Raw genomic sequence first — 20,563 nt, 5'->3', positions numbered from 1 at the left:
ATAATGAAAAGTGGTTCTTATTCTCAAGACACTAGATAAAGTTGGGTTGATAACATGCAAAGTAGAGATTTGGAAGTTCAGAATCTAATCCATAAGATTGAAGCACTTGTCTATAATTTTAACAATATTGAGGATTACGAGGAAAAAGTATTACAGGCGATCCTAAATGAGCAGGATTATGAGGAGCTCAGGGATGTGAAGCTGTCGCTGGCCGAGTGTCATGTGATAGACTGTATTGAAAGAAACGCTTTGATCAATACAACCGCTATTGCCAAAAAGCTAAATATAACTAAGGGCGGGATTTCAAAAATAACCGCTAAATTAATCAAAAAGGATATGATTGAAGTCCAGCGGCTGGCGAACAACCAAAAAGAAACATATTATACGTTAACGCCGCTGGGGAGAAAAATATTCGGGGTGCATGCAATACTGCATGAGCAGGCCCAGGACAGATTTTGCAGGATTTTTAGTGCCTATAAGCAGGCAGAATTAAGCTTTGCGGATAAATTCCTGGATGATCTTATTTCTACATTCCAGGTGACAACAACTGAGCAAGACCGTAAATTCTAAAAACAAGTTGGAAACATCGTGAGCGTCGAGCAGTCAACGGTTCTTCAACTGGAAACCAGGCAGGTGAATAAAATGACAAAGGGACCTTTTGCCGATATTGTAATGGTCAATGGCGTAGTATACACTGCCGATGCACAGGATAACGTTTATCAGGCAGTCGCTGTCAAGGGAGATAAAATACTCTTTGTTGGCAATAATGAGCAAATAGCCGGTTATGTTGATAAAGACACGCAACAAATTGACCTGCAAGGGAAGATGGTCATCCCGGGAATGATTGACAGCCACATTCACCCGCCCGGAATTGCCCTTACCGAATTGTATGAGGTGCAGTTATTCGGAATTAACACCCTGGCAGGCTACCTTGCGGCGGTAAAAGACTTTATTAACCAGCATCCCGATAGTAAAGCTGTTTTTGGTCAGGGATGGTTATGGAGTGCATTTGAAGGCGATGATGTAAACAAAGGACCGCGGAAGGAGTACCTGGATGCTGTGGCGCCCGATATCCCGGTCATACTACGGGCTATGGACGGGCACAGCTGGTGGGTCAACTCCCGGGCATTAGCGGTTAGCGGTATAACCGGCGACACCGAGGCGCCTGAGGGCGGCATAATCGAAAAGGATACTGTCACCGGTGAGTTGTGGGGTACGGTGAAGGAAAGCGCCATATCGCTGGTTATGCAACCCCAGTACACCCTGGAGCAATACGTACAGGCCATGGGCGCATTTCAAAGCAAGATGCACAGCTTTGGTATTACCGGTATTCTGGCTATTCTGGGCCGGTTTACCCCCCTAATCCTGCAAGCTCTAAACCATTTGGCACAGCAGGGGGAGCTGGCGCTCCATGTCCGGGGGGCCATCATGATTCAGCCTCAGGATAATTTGCTTAGTCAGTTTGAAGCAATTGACACTCTGCAGACAGAGTATCATTCGCCTAATTTCCGGATAACGACGGCGAAGTTTTTTGCAGATGGTGTTGTTGAGGGGGGCACAGGTTACTTGTTAGAGCCCTATACCCTGGAGACCGGAAAAGGCCCTGATTATTATGGTGAATTATTATGGGATGTGGGCATGCTTGGTCAGGCATTCGCCGGGGCCAATCAGCGCGGTTTGCAGATTCACGTTCATTCGATCGGCGATGCAGCCACGCGGAAGGTTCTCGACGCTTTGGAAACAGCTCAGCAAATAAATTCACCGGGTGATTTTCGCAATACTATTACCCATCTCCAGCTTGTTGATCAAGCGGATATACCCCGGTTCAAAGAATTAAAGGTCATTGCCAGTGTTCAGCCTTATTGGCATTTCAAAGGACCAAACTGGTGGCACAATGTTGATTACCGGCTGTTAGGGGAAAGGGCTAAGTACGAATATCCGCTACAAGCTTTTGTCGCCCAGGGTATCACCATAATTTCTTCATCCGACTACTCGATTACGCCTGTACCCAACCCGCTGTTTGCGATTGAAACCGGTGTTACCCGCAATATTTATGATGGCCGTGTCTATGGCGTGGCGGACATAACCGATATGGACGATGAACGGTATTTGTTAAATAAAGCCGAGCGGGTTAGCATTGCAGATATGATTAAGAGCTTCACCCGCAACGGCGCATACGCTTTGTTTATGGATCATCAGACAGGTTCGATTGAGGCAGGCAGGCAGGCCGATCTTGCCGTGCTTGATCACAACCTGCTGGCGATAAATCCTGTTGATATTGATAAAGTGAAGGTAATGATGACCTTCTTTGCCGGCAAGCTGGTTTATAATAGCCTGGAATCTGCCCAGGAGCACAAGACAAGTGGGTTTTATGGCTGATAATGGCATATATAAAAGATATATCCCGGCTGTTATCCCTCCTAAGGCTGCTGCTGAGACAGCTTGGATGTTTATTTTCAGATCAACCCAGATACTCATTAAAGATGAGTTGACGCAGCCGGCCATACCCACCAGTAAAGAGGTTAGTACAATAGAACAGTCATTGAGCAATCGGCAATATCTCGGAGAACTGGACGGTCGGCCCTGTTATTGTATGGAGATCGATGATCCTGGCGCTGTTCCGGCAGGTATGGTTTTTAAGGACTTAAGAGCCTTGTTGGATCAGGTAGAAGAAGATTTATTTTTGCTGGCAGGCAGAGCTTCTCAAATAGTAAACTGGAACCGGATGAGTAGATTCTGCGGCAGATGCGGTGCGATGACCCAACTAAAACAAGGTGAGCTGGCCAAGGTGTGTCCGAGCTGCGAGGCTGTATATTACCCCCGCATTTCACCGGCAATTATCGTTGCCGTTATGCGAGACGACCGCATCCTGCTGGCACATAATAGAAACTTTAGGCGTAGTTGGTATAGCGTAATTGCCGGTTTTGTAGAGCCGGGAGAGACTTTTGAGGAGTGTGTGGCAAGAGAGGTCATGGAGGAGGTTAGCATAAGGGTCAGCAATATAACATATTTTGGCAGCCAGCCCTGGCCTTTTCCCGACTCCTTAATGGTTGGGTTTATAGCCGAATATGAAAGTGGGGAAATTATTGTCGATGGTGACGAGATCGACGCGGCTGATTGGTATAGCGGCGACAAGCTGCCGCCACGGCCAAATAACAATACGATTGCGGGCCGCTTGATTGAGTCCGCGCTATTTAAACAAAAAGACAAGTGTTAATGGACTAAACGCAATCTGTGCTTATGCTGCAGATTGTGTTTTTTTATCTGGATTGGTTAATAAATGAAGCAGCAGCCAATATGTGGCAGAAGATAACTGTATTTTCTTAATTGTATTGACAATGAAAGAATGTGGATTTATAATGAGCATAAATAACAATAAATGAGCAAAAAATATTAGATTAATTTTGCAAATTAGTCAAAAACGATTAGAAATGAGAGGTGAGCGATCAACGAGATAATCATCAATGTGAATGAGATCAAATATTAAGGAGGGAGAACATGAGAGAGAGTCTGCAAAAATTCGGTGGTTTTCTGGCTGGTATGGTTATACCCAATATTTCAGCGATTATTTGCTGGGGGTTGATTACCGCTTTCTTTATCCCCACAGGCTGGGTTCCTGACGAATATTTTGCCAAACTTGTCGGGCCGATGATTCAATATCTGTTGCCAATGCTCATTGGCTTTACCGGCGGTCGTCTCGTATACGGCATACGGGGCGGGGTAATTGGCGCTACCGCCACCATGGGCGTTATTGTTGGCAGCAACATTCCCATGTTTATGGGTGCTATGGTTATGGGGCCATTTGGCGGCTGGGTTATAAAGAAATTTGATGAGATGATTGAAAACAAGATTCCAACAGGGTTTGAGATGCTGGTCAATAATTTCTCGGCAGGCATCCTCGGCATGATCCTGGTTCTGCTGGCCTATAATATTATCGGTCCGGTGGTTGGAGGTATTGCCTCATTCCTTGGCAATGCAGCTAAGGCTATTGCCGAAGCTAAGCTGTTGCCGCTCTTAGCCTTACTGGTTGAGCCTGGTAAGGTCTTATTCCTGAACAATGCTATTAATCACGGGGTATTCTCACCAATTGGCATTGCGGAGGTCAAAGAATTTGGCAAGTCGATCTTCTTCTTGCTGGAAGCCAACCCCGGGCCTGGTCTGGGACTGTTATTGGCTTATTGGGTGTTTGGCAAAGGCATGGGAAAACAGTCCGCCCCAGGTGCTATCATTATTCATTTTCTTGGCGGTATTCATGAAATCTATTTCCCGTATATATTGATGAATCCCCTGTGTATTCTCGGGGTTATTGCCGGTGGCATGGCGGCGGATTTAACCTTCCTGTTGTTTAATGCCGGATTAGTTGCTACGCCCTCCCCGGGAAGCATCTTCGCCCTGCTTGCTATGACACCTAAAGGCGGGCTTTTCGGGGTTCTGGCCGGTGTTACAGTAGGAACTGTTGTATCGTTCCTGGTCTCCAGTCCGTTTGTCCGTGCCTATAGTGGCAATGTTGACGAACAGAGTGGCGGGGATTTTGCAAGTGCGCAACAAATGGTTAAAACCTTAAAGCCGGCGAAGGTGGAGGAGCAGGCTGCTAACAGCCAAACGCTGGCAACTAAAGAGGCCGGTCTGGTGAAAAAGATTGTATTTGCCTGCGAGGCCGGTATGGGATCGTCAGTCATGGCCGTCGCAGTGCTTAAGAAAAAACTTATCCAGGCCGGGAAAAAAGATATCGAGGTTGTTCATAGTCCGGTCAATCAGATTCCCCAGGATGCTGATATTGTATTAACCGCGATGGGCTTAATCGAAAGTGCCAAAAAGGCAGCAGCACCGGGAACAAGGGTGTACGGGGTACAAGATTTTATTAATACCCCGGTTTATGATGAAGTAATTAAGCAGTGTTAAGGCTGCTGCCTGCATAACAGAAGATTTAATGCATTGTTCTGGTGATAGCGCGCCGCCGGACTGGACTTGTTTATTTCATCGTCTTGTTCAGCGGCGCGAGTTTGTTTTTTCCCTATATTGATAGTTAAGGAGTGCGATTAGCATGCGCTTTGACCGTAACCTGGTATTTATAAAGGCCGATTTTCATAGCCGGGACGAAATTGTTGAATTCTTAGGCCGTCAGCTTGTTCAGGCCGGGGCAGTTCAGCCTGATTATATTGCAGCCATGCATAAACGTGAACAGGATATCGGCACCTATATAACCGAGGGGATTGCTATTCCCCATGGGACTGAGGAGAGCCGCAGCCTGGTAAATAAAGCAGCCATCGCTGTAGTAAAGTTACCTCAGGGCATCGACTGGATTGACGGCAAAAAGGTGTATCTGGCCTTTGGTATTGCAGGCAATAATGACGATCATGTAGCCCTGCTGGGTGGGTTGGCTACCATTCTCATGGATGACAGGCAAAAGGAAAAACTCATGGCCGCCAGGAGCGAAGAGGAATTATTCACCTATCTTGACGAAAATATCTAATACATTTTACTTTGGTTTGTACAGGGGATAAAGTGTGACTGGAGGATATTATGTTTGCCGAAGAGCGGAAAAAAGAGATCTTACAACTTGTTAAAATAGGGAATCCGGTAACGGTAACCAGTTTAAGCCAACGTTTCAGCGTGTCGGAATCTACAGTGCGCCGGGATTTGCAAGAACTGGAGGACAACGGACTCATCCAACGGACACACGGGGGCGCCATTTCGGTACAGACTGGTTTTGAACTGAGTTTTCAGGAAAAGGGAATTCGCTTTTTTACAGAAAAGCAGCAGATTGCTGCCTTAGCTGCCAGCCTGGTCGGCGACGGTGAGACCGTACTCCTTGATTCAGGCACAACTACACTGGAGATTGCGCACTTATTGCGTTCTAAAAAAATTACTGTTGCTACCAACAGTATGGATATTGCGCAGGTTTTTAGTGATGATACCGGTGTTGAGACAGTATTGCTGGGCGGGACACTACGAAAGAATACGCGGGCTTTAGTCGGGTACCTGACGAATGACGCGTTGCGGAAGATGTATTTTGACAAGGTATTTTTAGCAACTAACGGTATTGATGTTGAATTTGGGATCACTACTCCCAATCTGACAGAGGCAGAGACCAAAAGGTATATGCTCCACGCCGGCAAAGAAAAGATTCTGGTAGCTGATCATTCCAAGATTGGACAGCGAAGCCTGTGCCGGGTTTGCGGCCTTGAAGAGCTTGATTTATTAATTACCGACAAAGGCATTAATGATGCCGACAGGCAACAACTTGGCGAGTTGGTTAAAGTTATGACACAACCGATATAATAGCGGGAGGTGACCGGCTATGAATAATAATGGACAGCAGCAGATTGTAACAATTACGCTGAATCCGGCACTGGATCAGACCGTATATATACCACAATTTCAGGTGGGAGAGGTCAATCGTGTCAATGAGCAGCGTATTGATCCAGGCGGTAAAGGCATAAATGTGGCTAAGGTAGTCCGGGCCCTGGGTCACCCGGTTTGTGTTACCGGCTTTCTGGGGCAGGACAACAGTAAGAGATTCTTTGAGTACTTTCAAAAACAAACCATTACCAATTTCTTTGTTGAGGTTGCCGGTGCCGCCAGGGTCAACATTAAAATCGTTGACGATCAAAGTGGCCGGGTAACTGAGATTAATTTTCCGGGATTAAATTGTACCGGTCAGGACTTGTCAGGTTTGGAAACGGTTATACAGCGGCTGGCCCAGGAGCATCAATGGTTTGTTATTGCCGGTAGTCTGCCGCAAGGCGTGCCTGATAATAGCTATGGGCGATTGATTGCACTATTGCAGCAACAAGGTGCCCGGGTGTTTCTTGATAGCAGCGGACCGGCCCTGCGTGAGGGCATTAAGGCGGTACCCTATGCGATTAAGCCCAATTTAGAGGAACTTGGCCAATTAATTGGCCGGCCTCTGGAAAAAGAGAGCGAAATCAGGGCTGCTATTGCCGATTTGCTGGCCGGTGGTATTCATGAGGTCATTGTGACCTTGGGCGCCAGAGGAGCGATCGTGGCCGGAAAAGAAGGAATGCTGCGCGTTACGCCGCCGGCTGTTGTTGCCAATAGTACGGTTGGTGCCGGAGACGCGATGGTTGCCGGGTTTGTTGTCGGCAAAACTCAGGGCTTGTCGCTCGCCGATTGTGCCCGTCTGGGAACGGCTGCGGCCACCGCCTCTGTTGTTCAACCCGGTACGCAGGCAGGTCCGGTCAAAGAAGTGAAAAAATTATTGACGCAGGTCCATGTTAGCAGTGGGGCAGCGGCTTTTTAAATACTATCAATACATGAGGCAGGTGTAGAAAATGATTGTACGCGAATTCGTAATTAATAATAAAAGCGGGTTGCATGCACGGCCTGCTACGTTATGGGTCCAGACAGCCAGCCGGTATCAGAGCAGCATCCGGCTCAAAAAAGCCAACCGTGAAGTAGATGGTAAAAGCCTGTTAGCTATTCTTTCACTCGGATTGTCGGCAGGCAGCAGTGTCGAGGTGACTATAGACGGTTCTGATGAAGCGGCCGCGTCCGGCGAGTTAGCAAAGCTGATCGCCGATTTGGCGGAAAAGGGAGAGTAGGTAAAAGCTATGGATAAAAAAAGATGGCAGGGAATTGGCGCGTCATCAGGTTATGTCTTAGGTAGAACCTGGCTGCTCCGGACAGTCGCCGGGTCAACTGCAGATCAGTCAGCAGCTGACCTGGGTGATAGCGACAGCAAAAGCCAGCTTGAACGTCTGCAAAAAGCCATTGTGATTACCGATCAAGCGCTCCTGCAGTTTGAAGAACAGGTCAAAGCCGAAAAAGGGGAAGAGTTGGCGCAGATTTTTGCCGCCCACCGGCTGCTGTTGAGCGACCCGGCCTTTACTGGCGAAATGGCGCTGCGAATTGAAAACAATCTCTTAACGGCAGAGCAGGCGGTAAATCAGGTAACCGCTGAAGCTGTGGCGATGTTAAGTGCTTTGGAGGATAGCTATTTCCGGGAGCGGGTTGTTGATATCAAGGATGTTTCGCAGCAATTGCTGCTGCATTTAGGCGGCAATAGTTCCGGTTTGAGCCAATTTCCACCAACAGGCAACTGGATTGTTATGGCTGATGAACTAACGCCGGCCCAAACCATCTCTTTGCCTAAAGAGCGTGTGGCAGCCTTTATTGTCCGGAACGGCGGCAAAACATCACATGCTGCCATTCTGGCCCGCACCTACGGTATCCCGGCGGTTGTTGGTGTAAATAACGGCTGGGAAGAATTGATCGGGTTTAAGGCACTCGAGCTTGACGGTGATCAGGGGTGGATTGGTGCGCTTGACTCTACCGAAATTGATGTACTGCCAGGCGCTGTGGGAATGCCGTCGGCCGAACAAGTGGCGGCAGATGCAGCACCGGCTTATGCCAACATGACATTAGCTGCTAATATTGGCAACCCGTCTGACGTTGCTTTGGTGCACCGTTTCAAAGCACAGGGGGTAGGCCTGTACCGTACCGAATTTTTATTTATGGGCGAAACTCTTCCTACTGAAGAAGAGCAGGTAACAGCCTACAGTGCGGTGATTACCGCCTGCACCCCCTATACAACCGTAATAAGGACGCTGGATATTGGCGGTGATAAAAGGGCTCCGGCTTTAGACCTGCCTAAAGAGAAGAATCCGTTTTTGGGGGTTCGGGCTTTAAGGTTATGTTTTAAAAGACCGGAACTTTTTGAAACTCAGCTGCGGGCCATCTGGCGGGCCTCTGCGGCAGGGCCAACTGCTGTCATGTTCCCCATGATATCGAACATGGAAGAGCTGCGGCAAGCCAAAAAATATCTTGAAAATGCCAGAAAGGCTGTCATCAGCCAGGGGCAGCCTGTTGGTTCTGTACAAGTCGGAATGATGATCGAGGTTCCCGCCGTAGTCTGGCTTGCCGCCAAACTAGCCAACGAGGTTGATTTCTTTAGTATTGGCACTAACGACCTGATCCAGTATTCATTGGCAGTTGACCGCGAGAATAGTGAAGTTGCCGATTTATATCAAGCCTACCATCCGGCGGTGCTGGGGATGATTGCCCAGGTGGCACAGGCAGCTCAGTCGGCTGGTATCTGGACCGGTATCTGTGGCGAGGCGGGCGGTGATCATGTATTGGCTCCCTTCTTCGCCGGGCTGGGGATTGATGAATTGAGCATGTCGCCGGGGTTATTACCGAAGATGCGCCAGGCATTGGCCGGACTTGAGCGGGAGAAAATTGACAGCGACGGTTTTGTTAATAAAGTGCTTGCCTGCGCAACCGCGGCAGAAGTAAGCGACATGCTGACATCTTATAATAAAAAGCTTTCTTAAGAGGTGATAAAATGAAAACACGGGCTGTAAGATTGTATGGAAAAAAGGATTTGCGTCTGGAAAGCTTCGACTTGCCGGCAATAAAAGCAGATGAGATATTGGTTCAGATCATTTCCGACAGCATCTGCATGTCCAGTTATAAGGCGGCCGTTCTCGGGCCGGATCATAAACGGGTGCCTAAAGATGTTGCTGAACACCCGATTATTATCGGCCATGAAATGGCAGGTAATATCGTGGAAGTAGGTTCCAAATGGCAAGCGCAGTTTATGCCGGGAGAGAAGTTTGCCATGCAGCCGGCCTTAAACTACAAAGGCAGTATGGATTCCCCAGGCTACTCTTACCGCTATTGTGGTGGTGCGGCCACCTACGCCATTTTGCCGCAGGAGGTAATGGAACTGGGATGTTTGTTAAAATACGAGGGTGATGCCTATTATGATGCCTCGCTTGCAGAGCCTATGTCCTGCATCATTGGCGCCTTCCATGCCAGTTACCATACCGACATGGGTTCTTATGACCACCGGATGGGGATTGTCCCAGGCGGGAAACTGGCTATTCTGGCAGGGGCCGGACCGATGGGACTGGGCGCAATTGACTACGCACTGCACAGTGACCGGCGACCGGGAATGATTGTGGTGACAGATGTTGATCAGGCGAAAATAGCGCGGGCTCAGACAATTTTCTCACCAGCAGAGGTTAAAAAAGACGGTATTGAGCTTGTGTTTGTCAATACTACCGGGATCGGTGATATACCCAAGTATTTGAAAGAACTTACCGGTGGTACCGGGTTTGATGATGTTCATGTATACGCACCAGTAAGAGCAGTGGTGGAGCAGGCTGATCAAATCCTGGGCCGGGACGGTTGTCTGAACTTTTTTGCCGGCCCGACCGATACGGCCTTTTCCGGGTTGCTCAACTATTATAATGTTCATTACAATGCTGCCCATGTGATGGGCACTACCGGCGGCAATACCAATGATATGATTGAATCGCTGCGGCTGACCGAAAAGAACCTGATTAATCCCGCTGTTATGGTCACTCATATCGGCGGCATCGACAGTGTGGCCAAGGCAACCTTAACCCTGCCTGAGCTGCCAGGCGGAAAAAAACTGATCTATACCGGTATCGATATGGAACTAACCGCCATTGAGGATTTTGCCGCCAAAGGGGAAATCAATCCCCATTTCGCTAAACTGGCTGAAATAACAAGCCGGTACAAGGGCTTATGGAGCGCGGAAGCGGAAAAATATTTGTTGAAACACTGGTAACTATATATTTCGCAGTAAAGAAGTTTGCCAGCGCAGGCGGGTGGTGTGTTGACAACGCTCCACCGCTGGCGCTTGACTTCCGCTTTTGCCAACACACCACCCGCCTGCAAAAACTTTAACGCGTTGTATATAGGAAACCTCTTGCAGTAACTTTTTGCTGCAAGAGGTTTTTTGTAATTGTGCGACAGATTTACCGGCGCAGCCTAGTTGGAATCCTGCCACTTAATCAGGTTCGGCTTAGGGTCAAGGATCGACTGATATTGTTCTTTGTTGCCGTAAAGTGCATTCGGATCAAGCCGCTTGTAACGGTAGTATTTATCAAGGCGGTCAACAGGACGGGACCAACCCCAGTGTTGTAGCCGGGTTTGGCAGGGTACCCCCCGCAGATGGGCAAGATTCAAGGGGAAACGGCCGCAATGCTGCGGGGTTTCTTGCCAGCTATATTCATAATCAGCCTGATAGCGCACCAGGAAGGGCCGGTAATGCAGGTGTGCCTGCCAGTAGCTGTCTTCCCGGTAGTGGGTTTTGCTCCACATATCATATAAGCGGAAATGATAGATGTCTGCCTGGGGATTGCGCAGCAAAAATGGCATCAGCTGAATAATGTTGTCTTCAAAGGTTTCGTCCGCATCCAGAATCAGTATCCAATCTGGCTTAGTTGCTGCTGCCATATCCCATAGCTGTTTGCGCAGCATAATCTCATTATGAAACCCTGCCTCGCTGTTTACGACAATCTGGTGCGGTGTATTGGCAAGACAATGCCGGCAAACCTCGATAGTATTGTCGGTGCTGGCATCATCGAGAATGACTATCTGATCGGCATAACTGGCCGCATGGGTAAGTACCTTTTCCAGATAGCGGGCTGATTCGTTGCGAACTAACATGGCAAGCGTCAGGCGGGGCGACGGCCTGCTTTCCTGATAGTCATAGTGTTCTTTGTGGAGCAGGAGTCCGGGCAGTTCCGATTCCCGGTACATATGGTAGGGGGGATAATACGTGTCAGCATAGAGTTCGAGACCCAGTACCGCGGCCCGTACACAGAAATGCCGGTCTTCGCCAACTAAGTCCAGATTGTCGATGCGGCGGAAAGAAACACCTGCAGCCAGTGCCTCTTTACTGAGTAAAGTGCAGGCCCCCAGGCCACCTACTCTAAAGGTTCCGGGGCAGTGGAGCTTATGGATAAACTCCCGCTGGCGTTTGCCGGTTTCTTCTTCAGTTAAGGGTTCGCCAGCCCCGGGTTCATGCAGGCGATATTGCCCCCCCAGCCATACTTGCGGCAGCGGGATTAATTCTTTCTCCCACTGGGTCCAGTAAACCTCAGAGACAAGGTCTTTGCCGAGACTAACAAGATGAGTGATCGTTTTTGGGTGCAGCGCCAGGTCCGAATCGACGAGGAACAGATAGTCATATTGCTCCTCACAGGCCAATTGGATGAAATAATCCTTGTATTTTGCTACCTTCCATACAATATCCTCCTGCCAGTAATGGGTTTGCTCGTTGCAGCGGTAAGTCTGGGACCGCTCTGTTCCTGGCAAGACAGTAACACCGTGATTGGCTGCTGCAAATTGCTGCAGGGCAATACTGGGGGAATCATGATCATCGATAAAGATGAATGTTAGTATAAGCCCCGTCCTGTCCAGCGCCTGCAGGCAAGCAAGGAACTCGGTCAAAATGGCAGGCTTTTGCTTAATTGGGCTGGCAATCAAAACGCGTTTCACCGATAAATACCCCCTCCCAGAATGTTAATGGATCAGTTGGGTAGCTGTGCTGAGCAACTGTTGAGATTAGCAGCAGATTTTGCAGTGTGTCTGCGAGTAATGCCTGCTGTGCATTTGCGGCGTGGCCACCGGACAATTCCAGCAACCGGCTCTGGAGGAGCAGTTGTTCGCCGCCTTGTTTCAGGAGTGGGAATACCTCAGGATAAACCCACTGAGGAGGAGATGTTGTTGCCAGATACTGCACATATGTGCTGCAGGCAGAAACAATTCGCGGGAGGTCATTGGCATTAATGCTTTCAAAGACTGTTAATAGAATAACTGCAATTGCCAGATCGGATTGGCCGGCATGTTGGGCACGCTGTAACAAGTCCCGCGTGGTTCCGGGGGTAAATCTGCTCAAGACAGGTTTGCATAGCTGGATATAATCCCTGTTGCACCACAGGGTCAATAACCGTGTCAATGGATATAAGCCTAACGTTGTTTCGGATAAGGCCGCCAGATAACACTCGGCAGCCTCGACAATCAGGCCTGCCTGAAAGTAACCATCTCCCAAACAACATTGCAGTTGTCCCGGGGCTATCAGGTCGAATTTCTTTGACAATGCGGCCTCCAGTACCTCAATTGCCTCGGGAATCTGGTTATGCTGCATAAGCCATACCCCATACAGACAGTCTAAGTCACCCTGCTCGGGCAGAGCCTGTAAGGCTCTGCAAAATAAAGTTTCAGAGTGCTCGTCAGGTGCGGCCAGTTTTGTTACTAATAGTGCTGTTAATACCTGCGGGATATAGCCTTCTACGCCATGGAGCAGGGTAAGGGTTTTCTCCAGCAATAAGCCGGCCTGGCCGAAGTCTTTACGCTGTAAATACTCAACTGCCAGACTATAGTGCAAAAAAGGGTCCAAGGGGTTTTTCTGCAGGGCTTTTTGAATGATGGCTGTATTCCGCTCAAATTTATGTTTTTTTGCTAATTCCTGTTCCAGGTAGCCATAGTGATAGATGGGATAGGGCGCAAGAATCAATTTATTATCTGAATTGTGACTTTGGATACTGCCGGCAACCTGTTCATGGATCGATCCGCTAAAGCGATACACCGGTTTATTTTTAAATAAACGGACCACATAGTCTGTAACCGTTTTATTGCTGTCTGCCAGATAACTGATAATCCGGAAGTAATAGCCCTCTGCCGGTGACTGTGCCATATAACTGATTAGCTCGTGCCGGGATAAAGGCGCCAGTACCTCGTCGGCATCCAATACTAAAATCCATTGCCCCTGGGCTTTGCTGATCGCATAATTACGGGCTGCTGCAAAATCGTCTGTCCAGTGAAAATAAAATACCAAGGCGCCATGCCCTGTTGCAATATCGACAGTAGCATCTGTTGACCCTGTATCAACAATAATAATCTCATCCACAAGGTGGCGGACGCTTTCCAGGCAACGGGTCAGGCAATGTTCTTCATTTTTGGTGATAAGACATAAAGAGATTGTAATGGTTGTACTCATCGGTATAAACCGCGCAAGGTGGAGAAGGTATAGTCCAGACTTTGTTTAACACCTTGCTCTTTTACACTCAGATTGTCGATGAATAATGCGAAGGATTCCCCCTCTGTGGCCAGGATAGCTTTAATTGCGGTGACTACAGCAGCAAAACGGTGTTGCGCAGCGAAAACCTTTGTACGGGCCTGCAGGCACCGGTTACTTACTTCGAGCAAAATTGATACTGCCCCGGGATTATTCAAAGGAAGGGTGGTATTATGACATAGTTTTTTGTAAAGACAAAATACAGCCCGGAATGCATGGCGATTGTCCGGATTTTGCCATAGGACCCAAAGTTCTTGGCGTGCTTCTTCAAAACGGCTTAGCAGCATAAGCGCGACAATTTCATCCACCGCTACTGTGGTTGACAGCTCTAGTCCCTGCCGGCGCATTTGCTGAATTAACTGCAGGGCACCGGTAATCTCGCCGCTATACAACTGGCAGGTAACTAATAGCTCTGAACCGGGAGCATCAGGAGCAGTCTTATTCGCCAGGCATTGGGCCCCGATATCCGGAAATCCGGCGGTCCAGAAAAGTTCTGCCATTTTTTCGGCAACCTCGCCAACCGCAAGGTAATCCTGCTTATGGAGAAATTGCAATACCTCGGTGGCCGGCTGCTGGGTCAGCTTTAATATGACTAATGGGTATAATGGGTAATAGTAATTTTGGCTGACAGCCAAAGCCTGTTCATAATACCCCTGAGCCGCTTTTACTAAACCAAGTTTTTCTGCACAGTAGCCAAGATGATAATAAGCCAGATAACTATCGGTTCCTTCGGTATGGAAGAATGCCAATGGCGGTGGGCCCAAACGAATCGCCTCATGGAACCATTTCATTGCAAGTGTATATTCACCCTGTATTTCAAAGAGCACGGCGCCATCAAAGAAGAGGTCACAATACTCAGGATAGCTTTCACTTTCCTCTAAACACAGCCGGAGTGCCTCATTAAGTTTAGCAGACTGCTTGTAACAGTTAATGAGGTGCCGTATTGCCGGTGTGCGAAATACGATCTGATCGGTAGAAAATTGCCGCAAAGCTATTTGAAAGGCAGTAATGGCACGATCTGTACGGCTTAGTCCCAGCCATTCTGTGCCTAAGTAATAATGCAAACAGGGATCGGTACTGTTTTTGGCCAGTGCGGCCTTTAACAGGCGGATATTCCGTCCTCTGCGGGCGTGTCGTTCAGTAGCAGACACGACCACATGATAAATTATGGGATGACAGGTATAACCCACTGTATTAGGGTCAGCTATGGGTACATATTCATGGACAGGGCTGGTAAAGCGGCAATCCCTGCGGAAGAGTCTCAGCACCATGAAACGGTCATATTCACAATACTCATTGCAAGCCTTCTGTGCATAAAGCGGCAGACAAATAGCAGTATATTCCGGGTGGCTTACTAATAAATGGAGCTCCTCGGCAGTAATCGTTAGTTGTTCATCAGCATCTAACGAAAGTATCCAATCACCTGTTGTTTGCTCGATCGCATAATTACGGGCTGCCGCGAAGTCATTGCCCCACTGGTAGGAGTATACCTTTGGGGTATATTGTTGGGCAAGCTGCACCGTAATATCGGTCGAGCCGGTATCGACAATGACAATTTCATCAACTGCAGTTTTGATGCTTTCCAGACACTGGGTGAGGTGGGCGGCTTCATTGCACACGATCATCGCCAAAGAGATTCGCGGCAGTGTCATTGTTTTGCAGCCTCCTCCAGCAATTCACGAAAAAGAGGCATGTCAGGATATCTCAGGACAGCCTCGGCCAGCAGCTCCTGGCGCATTGCCTGATACAGCCGGATTGATTTGACATAATACTGCGGCTGCTGAGGGGCCAGCGACAATGCCCGCCGGTAGCAAAGGCAAGCCTCTGCTGCTTGATTACTTTGTTGCAGTATTTCCCCCAACTGGCACCAGGCAGCAGCATTATCCGGCTGTTTCTGCAAATATAACTCAGTATACAGCTTGGCGTTATCCCAATATTTGTAGTGGGCAAAAATACGGGCCAGGTCCAGGGCATATTCTGTTCGGGTTATTGTGGCAACCTTGGCTAACAAACCTTCGGCAAGCTGTAATTCTTGCAGATCGAGTGCACGCAGAATGATGTCTTTCACAAGGGCCATGCCCTCCGGCCCGAGAACTGCGGAGGGCGCAGAGCCCCGTTTATACAAGGAATCCTTTAACATTGTAACAACTGCACTGGTATCGGCAGTTAAGCCAACTGCCAGGAATTCCTCACATAGTTTGCGTACTTTTGTACGGTTCTTATTTAACCAGAAGCAGAGGATCTCATTCATCCTTGCTAATGGGTATTGGGGATGATTAAGGGGGATGGCATCTAATAAATGCAGGGCTTCCAGTATTCTTTTCTGCTGGATCAGACATATCGCTTTGAGCATACTGGTATAATCATCGATTGCGGCAGGATCAATTTTTTCAAAATAATCAAGGGCCAACCGGTAGGCTCCTTCGGTAAAATACACTGTACCAATGAGGCGTTTGGCATCAGGAGTGCAGAAATCACAAAGCTTTTCCATAGCCTGTCTGGTATATTCAGGATCACTATGCGGGTTTAAGATGCGTACAATGGCAGATAAGGTTATGGTAAAACCCGCATTGTCCTGCAGGCTTAGGATGTAATAGCGCAGGGCCTCTTCCTCATTACCAAATGCTTCTGCCAGCCGGGCAATCTGATAATAAGCCCGAAAGCCGCGACTACCATTGAACGGTGCATAGTAGGCCGGCTGTTCGGGCATTGCGAGCGCATTCTGGAAACATTCATAGGCTCCGGCGTAATTTTTTAGTTCAAGCTGGACTAATCCACCATAATAATATAAATCTGCGTAATTGGGAAAAAACTCTAAACCGAGGGCAATAGCCTCTAAGGCGCGGTCATATTGCCGGGCACTATAGTGAGCCAGTGCAATATACCGCAGCAATTTAGGATAGTAAATCGTACCCGGGTCGGTATTATTAGCTGCTTTGGTCAGTTCTTCCGCCGCTTCGCTGAAGTTGTCAATACGGTACAGCTCTACGCCGTAGTGATAACGCAGTGAGTGGTTATTTGGATCACTTTCTATTTGCTTTTTAATAATAGAAAGGTTTCTGTTTTTTTTGTCTTTTTCGATAACCTGCTGGTTTAAATAACCGTAATGCCGGAGGACTACATTCTCAGCGATCTGGAATGTTGCCTGCCGGTTTTTTTCTAAAATGACATCGACAATCTGTTCATGGATGGTTCCACGGAAGCGATACTCCGGTTTATTGCGAAACATTCGAAATACCAAATCCGGACAGGTTTCAATACTTCCTTCCATGCCGATCAGGTTAATAATCTTTATAAAGTAACCCTCGTTATCTGCTGCTGCCACTTGCCGTAACCCTTGGGCGGTACCCGGCTCCAGGGTCTCATCAGCATCCAGAAAAAGGATCCAGTCACCGGTAGCCAATTCTAAAGACACATTGCGGGCTGCGCTGAAATCATCCTGCCAGATATGTGAGACTACCTGGGCTCCGGCTTGTTCGGCTACCCGGATTGTTTGATCTGATGATCCTGTATCGACAATAATTATTTCATCAACTGCTCCGGCCACACTCTGTAAACACCGCGCAAGGTTAATCTCTTCATTTTTTACGATCATACACAAGCTAATCTTATTACTCATGGCATTACCCCATTATATTTTATTATCAGTATATGCCTGGGGGATATTCTGCGTTCGTTCAGGATATGTACTTTACATAAAGATGTAAAAGCCTGCACATAAATTTTTAACGCAACATAGTATAGGAAGAGTAGAGAAATCTACAAGACCTAATAAATAAGAAGGGAGCGACTCATGAAATGCCAAATTTTAAGATTATCCAGGACGTCGCCGACCAGGCGCGAATAAAGATTTATGGATCGGAAAATGCTGCGCTAGTAACAGAGAATGGAGGCTATCTGTCGGTAACGGCTCCAGTCGGTGGTTTTAGTATTACTGCACCAACAAACGGCCTCTTAGTTACCGCGTCGGCAGAGGGATTGAGCGTAACCGGTCCAGCCAATGGCCTGATTGTTACAGCCCCGGCGTCCGGCCTCAGTGTGACCGCACCAACAAACGGTCTCTTAGTTACCGCGTCGGCAGAGGGATTGAGCGTAACCGGTCCAGCCAATGGCCTGATTGTTACAGCCCCGGCGTCCGGACTTAGTGTGACCGCACCAACAAACGGTCTCTTGGTTACCGCGTCGGCAGAAGGCTTGAGTGTAACCGGTCCAGCCAACGGCCTGATTGTCACAGCCCCATCTACCGGTCTTAGTGTAACACCACCAACCGGTGGATTATTAATCACGAGCGATGGCTTAGCTGTCGTTTCCACTTTATCGACCACTGATGTAACAGAAGCAAAGACCGGCCTTATTGACATAGCCGGCTCACCGTCTGAGACTTATAGAGTACTGGGTGTAGCAACCTATTCGTTCGGTTTGGTTAATGAAGCTACATCTGACCCCAATGCTCAGGCTACTGCTCAGTTACAGCTTAGTCCTGACGGGGTAGTCTGGTTCAGTGATAGTGCGGCAGTCACCCTCAGTCCCAATACCGCTACCGGGTTAGTATCAGGTATTTTCCTTAAATATGCCAGGGTTTACTACGCTGCTGTTAATGCTGCCAGTGCTGTCGATCTAACTATCTTCTTCCAGGGACAATCGTCGTAACCATAATTCCTTCTATCAAGTAACATGTTTTATTTAATTTGTCTCCAACAATGTTTGGAGGCAAATTGCTACATAATAGAAAATAAATATGCGTAGGTCTATTATGTTGTGGCATGTTTAACATATATTTAAATTTGGATAAAAAGGGGGGAGGAGTAGATGGGGGTGAAAATCATTAAGCCTCCTGTTAAAAATATAACTACGATTAATGGCAGACACTCGCGTTGCCGGTTAAGCAAGGGAAGTTTGGTGGTCGGGCGTACGAAACGGGGATTTCAATCGCTTATTGAATTCGATATTACGGCTTTACCGCCTTTTCTGACTATCCTGAGTGGTACCCTCAATGTCTTTGTGTTTGAGAATACCTGCCCCCAAGCGGAGCAGATCATTGATGCTCACCAGATACTTTCGCCATGGTGTAAAAGAAAAACTATCCTGTTTGAGAATATGCCAACTGCCAGCGCAGATGTTAGTAATGTGAATGGCTGCTTTTTAACTTTTGACATTACATCCCTTATTGTGGATTGGTATATAGGTGTCAGTGCAAATCTTGGGGTGCTTTTACAAGTAAGAAACCAACAAAGGCCTGGTTTAATAGGCTTTTGCAGTAATAGAGCTTTTGACTCGCGGTGCTGGCCATTTTTAGAAGTGACATTTTTAGAGCCGTTACCTGGCGATAATTGTGGTCAAATGCTGGATTCGGATGAAAGAATCACAACCTGCAATAGGGTTCAAACCACTGCAAATCTAACTGTTCAATGTTTTAATTACACGTATTATGTCATTAATAGCGGTACGCAGAATGCCAGTATTTCTCTTGAACTGAGCCCTGATGGCACAAACTGGATGACAGACATACCACCTCAGGTTATTACCCCGGGAGCAATGCTAGCCTTGGTTCCAGGTGTAATTGCCAGATTTGCCTGCCTGGCCTTTCAATCGACCATGCATAATCAGCATACTGTTCTTGATATATGCGTAAGAGGCAGTTAGGCATAAAACTGTTTTTTTGTTGTGCAAAACGAAGTAGGCCTATCTGCCAGATAGGCCTACTTCGTTTTGTGATACCCCTATGTGGTATAAGCCTGGATATTATGGTGACTGGTGCGAAGCGGGAATTTTGGTATTCCAGCGTTTCATAAACCATAACCATTCATCGGGATGTGCTTTTATGGCATCTTCAATAATCCTGGTCATTCGTTTTGTATTATGATAGATTTCCTGAATTGGATCAGAGTAACGTTCGTAAGCCACAGGGGGGTTTATTATCACATGGTGTCCTCCGTCAGGTCGATGATAAGTAAAGACAGGCACAATAACAGCACTAAATGTTTTGGAAAAATAGGCCGGACCCACCGGCGAGGATGCTTGTTTGCCTAAAAATTCAAAGATTACACCATCGGTGCCGCCATCCTGGTCAGCCAGAAACCCTAATACCTTGCCTTTTTTTAGTGCCCGGGCGGCCTTGATCATTTCCGATGTGCCCCGATTGAACACTTCAAGCCCAACCATAGTCCGGAACTCATTTAAAATACGGGTATATTGCGGATTCGGTTGAGGTTTGGCTATTGTTGTTATAGGAAAGCCGGCATATGATAATGCTGCTGCCATCCATTCCCAGTTACCCATATGAGCAGTAAGTAAAACTACGCCATGCCCTAAGCGTAAGGCTGCCTGCAGATGTTCTGAGCCGGAAATCGATACATATTGTTGGATGTTTGTGGGGGTTAACGCGGGTGTATACATCACTTCCATAACCATTTGGCCCAGATTACGGAACAGGCGGCGAATCAGGGTCTTTGCTTCCGCATGGGCAAGCCCCAAGCTCTGTGCAGCCTGTGTAATTCCCCGTTGCCGCTGTCGCTTGGCCACCAAGTAGAATATAATACCCAGTTTCCGGCCAAGCCAACATAGTAAGCGATATGGCAAAAAGCAAATAAATCGACTAAGCATTTTTAAGAAGTAATACTGTAAATTTCCTGACATATTTAATCTCTCCTCTCAAATTGTTATGCTGAAGTGTCCTGCACTTGGTTAAAATTATGTAAATAGGGT

General features: G+C 47.7%; 17 protein-coding genes. 12 read left to right on the top strand and 5 right to left on the bottom strand.

The annotated features are described in order from the left end of the window. Positions 1-54: 54 nt before the first annotated feature. The 10 genes from VN379_RS19625 to VN379_RS19580 all read left to right on the top strand — a co-directional run bounded on the left by VN379_RS19625 (position 55) and on the right by VN379_RS19580 (position 10,561). The gene (locus VN379_RS19625; RefSeq protein WP_325536962.1) at positions 55-570 is read left to right on the top strand and encodes a MarR family transcriptional regulator; all 516 of its coding nucleotides are present in this window, start codon (positions 55-57) and stop codon (positions 568-570) included. A gap of 72 nt (positions 571-642) precedes the next feature. Further along, positions 643-2,379 (top strand): amidohydrolase, encoded by a 1,737-nt coding sequence (locus VN379_RS19620; RefSeq protein WP_325536960.1) that lies wholly within the window; start codon positions 643-645, stop codon positions 2,377-2,379. Further along, complete coding sequence (gene nudC, locus VN379_RS19615) at positions 2,372-3,217, top strand: NAD(+) diphosphatase (RefSeq protein ID WP_325537001.1); 846 nt, start codon at positions 2,372-2,374, stop codon at positions 3,215-3,217. The genes VN379_RS19620 and nudC overlap by 8 nt, the downstream gene beginning before the upstream one ends. A 281-nt stretch (positions 3,218-3,498) precedes the next feature. Then, positions 3,499-4,902, top strand: a complete 1,404-nt coding sequence (locus tag VN379_RS19610) for a PTS mannitol transporter subunit IICB (protein ID WP_325536958.1) — start codon at positions 3,499-3,501, stop codon at positions 4,900-4,902. Positions 4,903-5,044: 142 nt separating this feature from the next. Further along, positions 5,045-5,473: a PTS sugar transporter subunit IIA gene (locus VN379_RS19605; protein WP_325536956.1), complete on the top strand. Its 429-nt coding sequence runs from the start codon at positions 5,045-5,047 to the stop codon at positions 5,471-5,473. Between the two features lie 50 nt (positions 5,474-5,523). Next, on the top strand, positions 5,524-6,282 hold the full coding sequence (locus tag VN379_RS19600) for a DeoR/GlpR family DNA-binding transcription regulator (RefSeq protein WP_325536954.1): 759 nt from the start codon (positions 5,524-5,526) through the stop codon (positions 6,280-6,282). Between the two features lie 19 nt (positions 6,283-6,301). Then, on the top strand, positions 6,302-7,264 hold the full coding sequence (gene pfkB / locus VN379_RS19595; RefSeq protein WP_325536952.1) for a 1-phosphofructokinase: 963 nt from the start codon (positions 6,302-6,304) through the stop codon (positions 7,262-7,264). 31 nt (positions 7,265-7,295) lie between these two features. Beyond that, entirely contained in the window at positions 7,296-7,565 is a 270-nt protein-coding gene (locus tag VN379_RS19590; protein ID WP_325536950.1) for an HPr family phosphocarrier protein, read from the top strand. Between the two features lie 9 nt (positions 7,566-7,574). Further along, positions 7,575-9,296, top strand: coding sequence for a phosphoenolpyruvate--protein phosphotransferase (gene ptsP / locus VN379_RS19585; protein WP_325536948.1), 1,722 nt, complete (start codon positions 7,575-7,577; stop codon positions 9,294-9,296). Between the two features lie 11 nt (positions 9,297-9,307). Continuing rightward, positions 9,308-10,561, top strand: coding sequence for a zinc-binding dehydrogenase (locus VN379_RS19580; RefSeq protein ID WP_325536946.1), 1,254 nt, complete (start codon positions 9,308-9,310; stop codon positions 10,559-10,561). 203 nt (positions 10,562-10,764) lie between these two features. Here VN379_RS19580 and VN379_RS19575 read toward each other — a convergent pair whose 3' ends face one another. Genes VN379_RS19575 through VN379_RS19560 form a run of 4 tightly spaced genes read right to left on the bottom strand, consistent with a single transcriptional unit; the run spans position 10,765 to position 17,477 of the window. Continuing rightward, positions 10,765-12,279 carry a glycosyltransferase gene (locus VN379_RS19575; RefSeq protein WP_325536944.1) on the bottom strand — a complete coding sequence of 505 codons (1,515 nt, stop codon included), beginning with the start codon at positions 12,277-12,279 and terminating at the stop codon, positions 10,765-10,767. Continuing rightward, positions 12,248-13,780, bottom strand: a complete 1,533-nt coding sequence (locus VN379_RS19570; protein WP_325536942.1) for a glycosyltransferase family 2 protein — start codon at positions 13,778-13,780, stop codon at positions 12,248-12,250. Before VN379_RS19570 ends, VN379_RS19575 begins: the two co-directional genes overlap by 32 nt. Continuing rightward, the gene (locus VN379_RS19565) at positions 13,777-15,510 is read right to left on the bottom strand and encodes a tetratricopeptide repeat-containing glycosyltransferase family 2 protein (protein ID WP_325536940.1); all 1,734 of its coding nucleotides are present in this window, start codon (positions 15,508-15,510) and stop codon (positions 13,777-13,779) included. Before VN379_RS19565 ends, VN379_RS19570 begins: the two co-directional genes overlap by 4 nt. Further along, positions 15,507-17,477, bottom strand: coding sequence for a glycosyltransferase (locus VN379_RS19560; RefSeq protein ID WP_325536938.1), 1,971 nt, complete (start codon positions 17,475-17,477; stop codon positions 15,507-15,509). Before VN379_RS19560 ends, VN379_RS19565 begins: the two co-directional genes overlap by 4 nt. Positions 17,478-17,656: 179 nt before the next feature. Here VN379_RS19560 and VN379_RS19555 point away from each other — a divergent pair, with 179 nt between their 5' ends. Then, positions 17,657-18,508, top strand: coding sequence for a DUF6385 domain-containing protein (locus tag VN379_RS19555; RefSeq protein ID WP_325536936.1), 852 nt, complete (start codon positions 17,657-17,659; stop codon positions 18,506-18,508). 159 nt (positions 18,509-18,667) lie between these two features. Further along, complete coding sequence (locus VN379_RS19550) at positions 18,668-19,501, top strand: DUF6385 domain-containing protein (RefSeq protein WP_325536934.1); 834 nt, start codon at positions 18,668-18,670, stop codon at positions 19,499-19,501. A 99-nt stretch (positions 19,502-19,600) separates the two neighbouring features. Here VN379_RS19550 and VN379_RS19545 read toward each other — a convergent pair whose 3' ends face one another. After that, positions 19,601-20,494: a lysophospholipid acyltransferase family protein gene (locus tag VN379_RS19545; RefSeq protein ID WP_325536932.1), complete on the bottom strand. Its 894-nt coding sequence runs from the start codon at positions 20,492-20,494 to the stop codon at positions 19,601-19,603. Positions 20,495-20,563 lie beyond the last annotated feature (69 nt).

The sequence above is a fragment of the Sporomusa sp. genome (assembly GCF_035561255.1).
In the GTDB taxonomy this organism is placed as follows: Bacteria; Bacillota; Negativicutes; order Sporomusales; family Sporomusaceae; genus Sporomusa.
Note: the sequence above shows the minus strand (reverse complement) of the source record. Positions and strands in the feature narration are given on the sequence as shown.

Coding starts and splice junctions, on each gene's coding strand:
- nudC (WP_325537001.1), top strand. CDS start 2,372: ATGGCTGATAATGGCATATATAAAAGATATATCCCGGCTGTTATCCCT.
- VN379_RS19605 (WP_325536956.1), top strand. CDS start 5,045: ATGCGCTTTGACCGTAACCTGGTATTTATAAAGGCCGATTTTCATAGC.
- VN379_RS19545 (WP_325536932.1), bottom strand. CDS start 20,494: ATGTCAGGAAATTTACAGTATTACTTCTTAAAAATGCTTAGTCGATTT.
- VN379_RS19620 (WP_325536960.1), top strand. CDS start 643: ATGACAAAGGGACCTTTTGCCGATATTGTAATGGTCAATGGCGTAGTA.
- VN379_RS19550 (WP_325536934.1), top strand. CDS start 18,668: ATGGGGGTGAAAATCATTAAGCCTCCTGTTAAAAATATAACTACGATT.
- ptsP (WP_325536948.1), top strand. CDS start 7,575: ATGGATAAAAAAAGATGGCAGGGAATTGGCGCGTCATCAGGTTATGTC.
- VN379_RS19580 (WP_325536946.1), top strand. CDS start 9,308: ATGAAAACACGGGCTGTAAGATTGTATGGAAAAAAGGATTTGCGTCTG.
- VN379_RS19590 (WP_325536950.1), top strand. CDS start 7,296: ATGATTGTACGCGAATTCGTAATTAATAATAAAAGCGGGTTGCATGCA.
- VN379_RS19570 (WP_325536942.1), bottom strand. CDS start 13,780: ATGAGTACAACCATTACAATCTCTTTATGTCTTATCACCAAAAATGAA.
- VN379_RS19625 (WP_325536962.1), top strand. CDS start 55: ATGCAAAGTAGAGATTTGGAAGTTCAGAATCTAATCCATAAGATTGAA.
- pfkB (WP_325536952.1), top strand. CDS start 6,302: ATGAATAATAATGGACAGCAGCAGATTGTAACAATTACGCTGAATCCG.
- VN379_RS19600 (WP_325536954.1), top strand. CDS start 5,524: ATGTTTGCCGAAGAGCGGAAAAAAGAGATCTTACAACTTGTTAAAATA.
- VN379_RS19565 (WP_325536940.1), bottom strand. CDS start 15,510: ATGACACTGCCGCGAATCTCTTTGGCGATGATCGTGTGCAATGAAGCC.
- VN379_RS19560 (WP_325536938.1), bottom strand. CDS start 17,477: ATGAGTAATAAGATTAGCTTGTGTATGATCGTAAAAAATGAAGAGATT.
- VN379_RS19610 (WP_325536958.1), top strand. CDS start 3,499: ATGAGAGAGAGTCTGCAAAAATTCGGTGGTTTTCTGGCTGGTATGGTT.
- VN379_RS19555 (WP_325536936.1), top strand. CDS start 17,657: ATGCCAAATTTTAAGATTATCCAGGACGTCGCCGACCAGGCGCGAATA.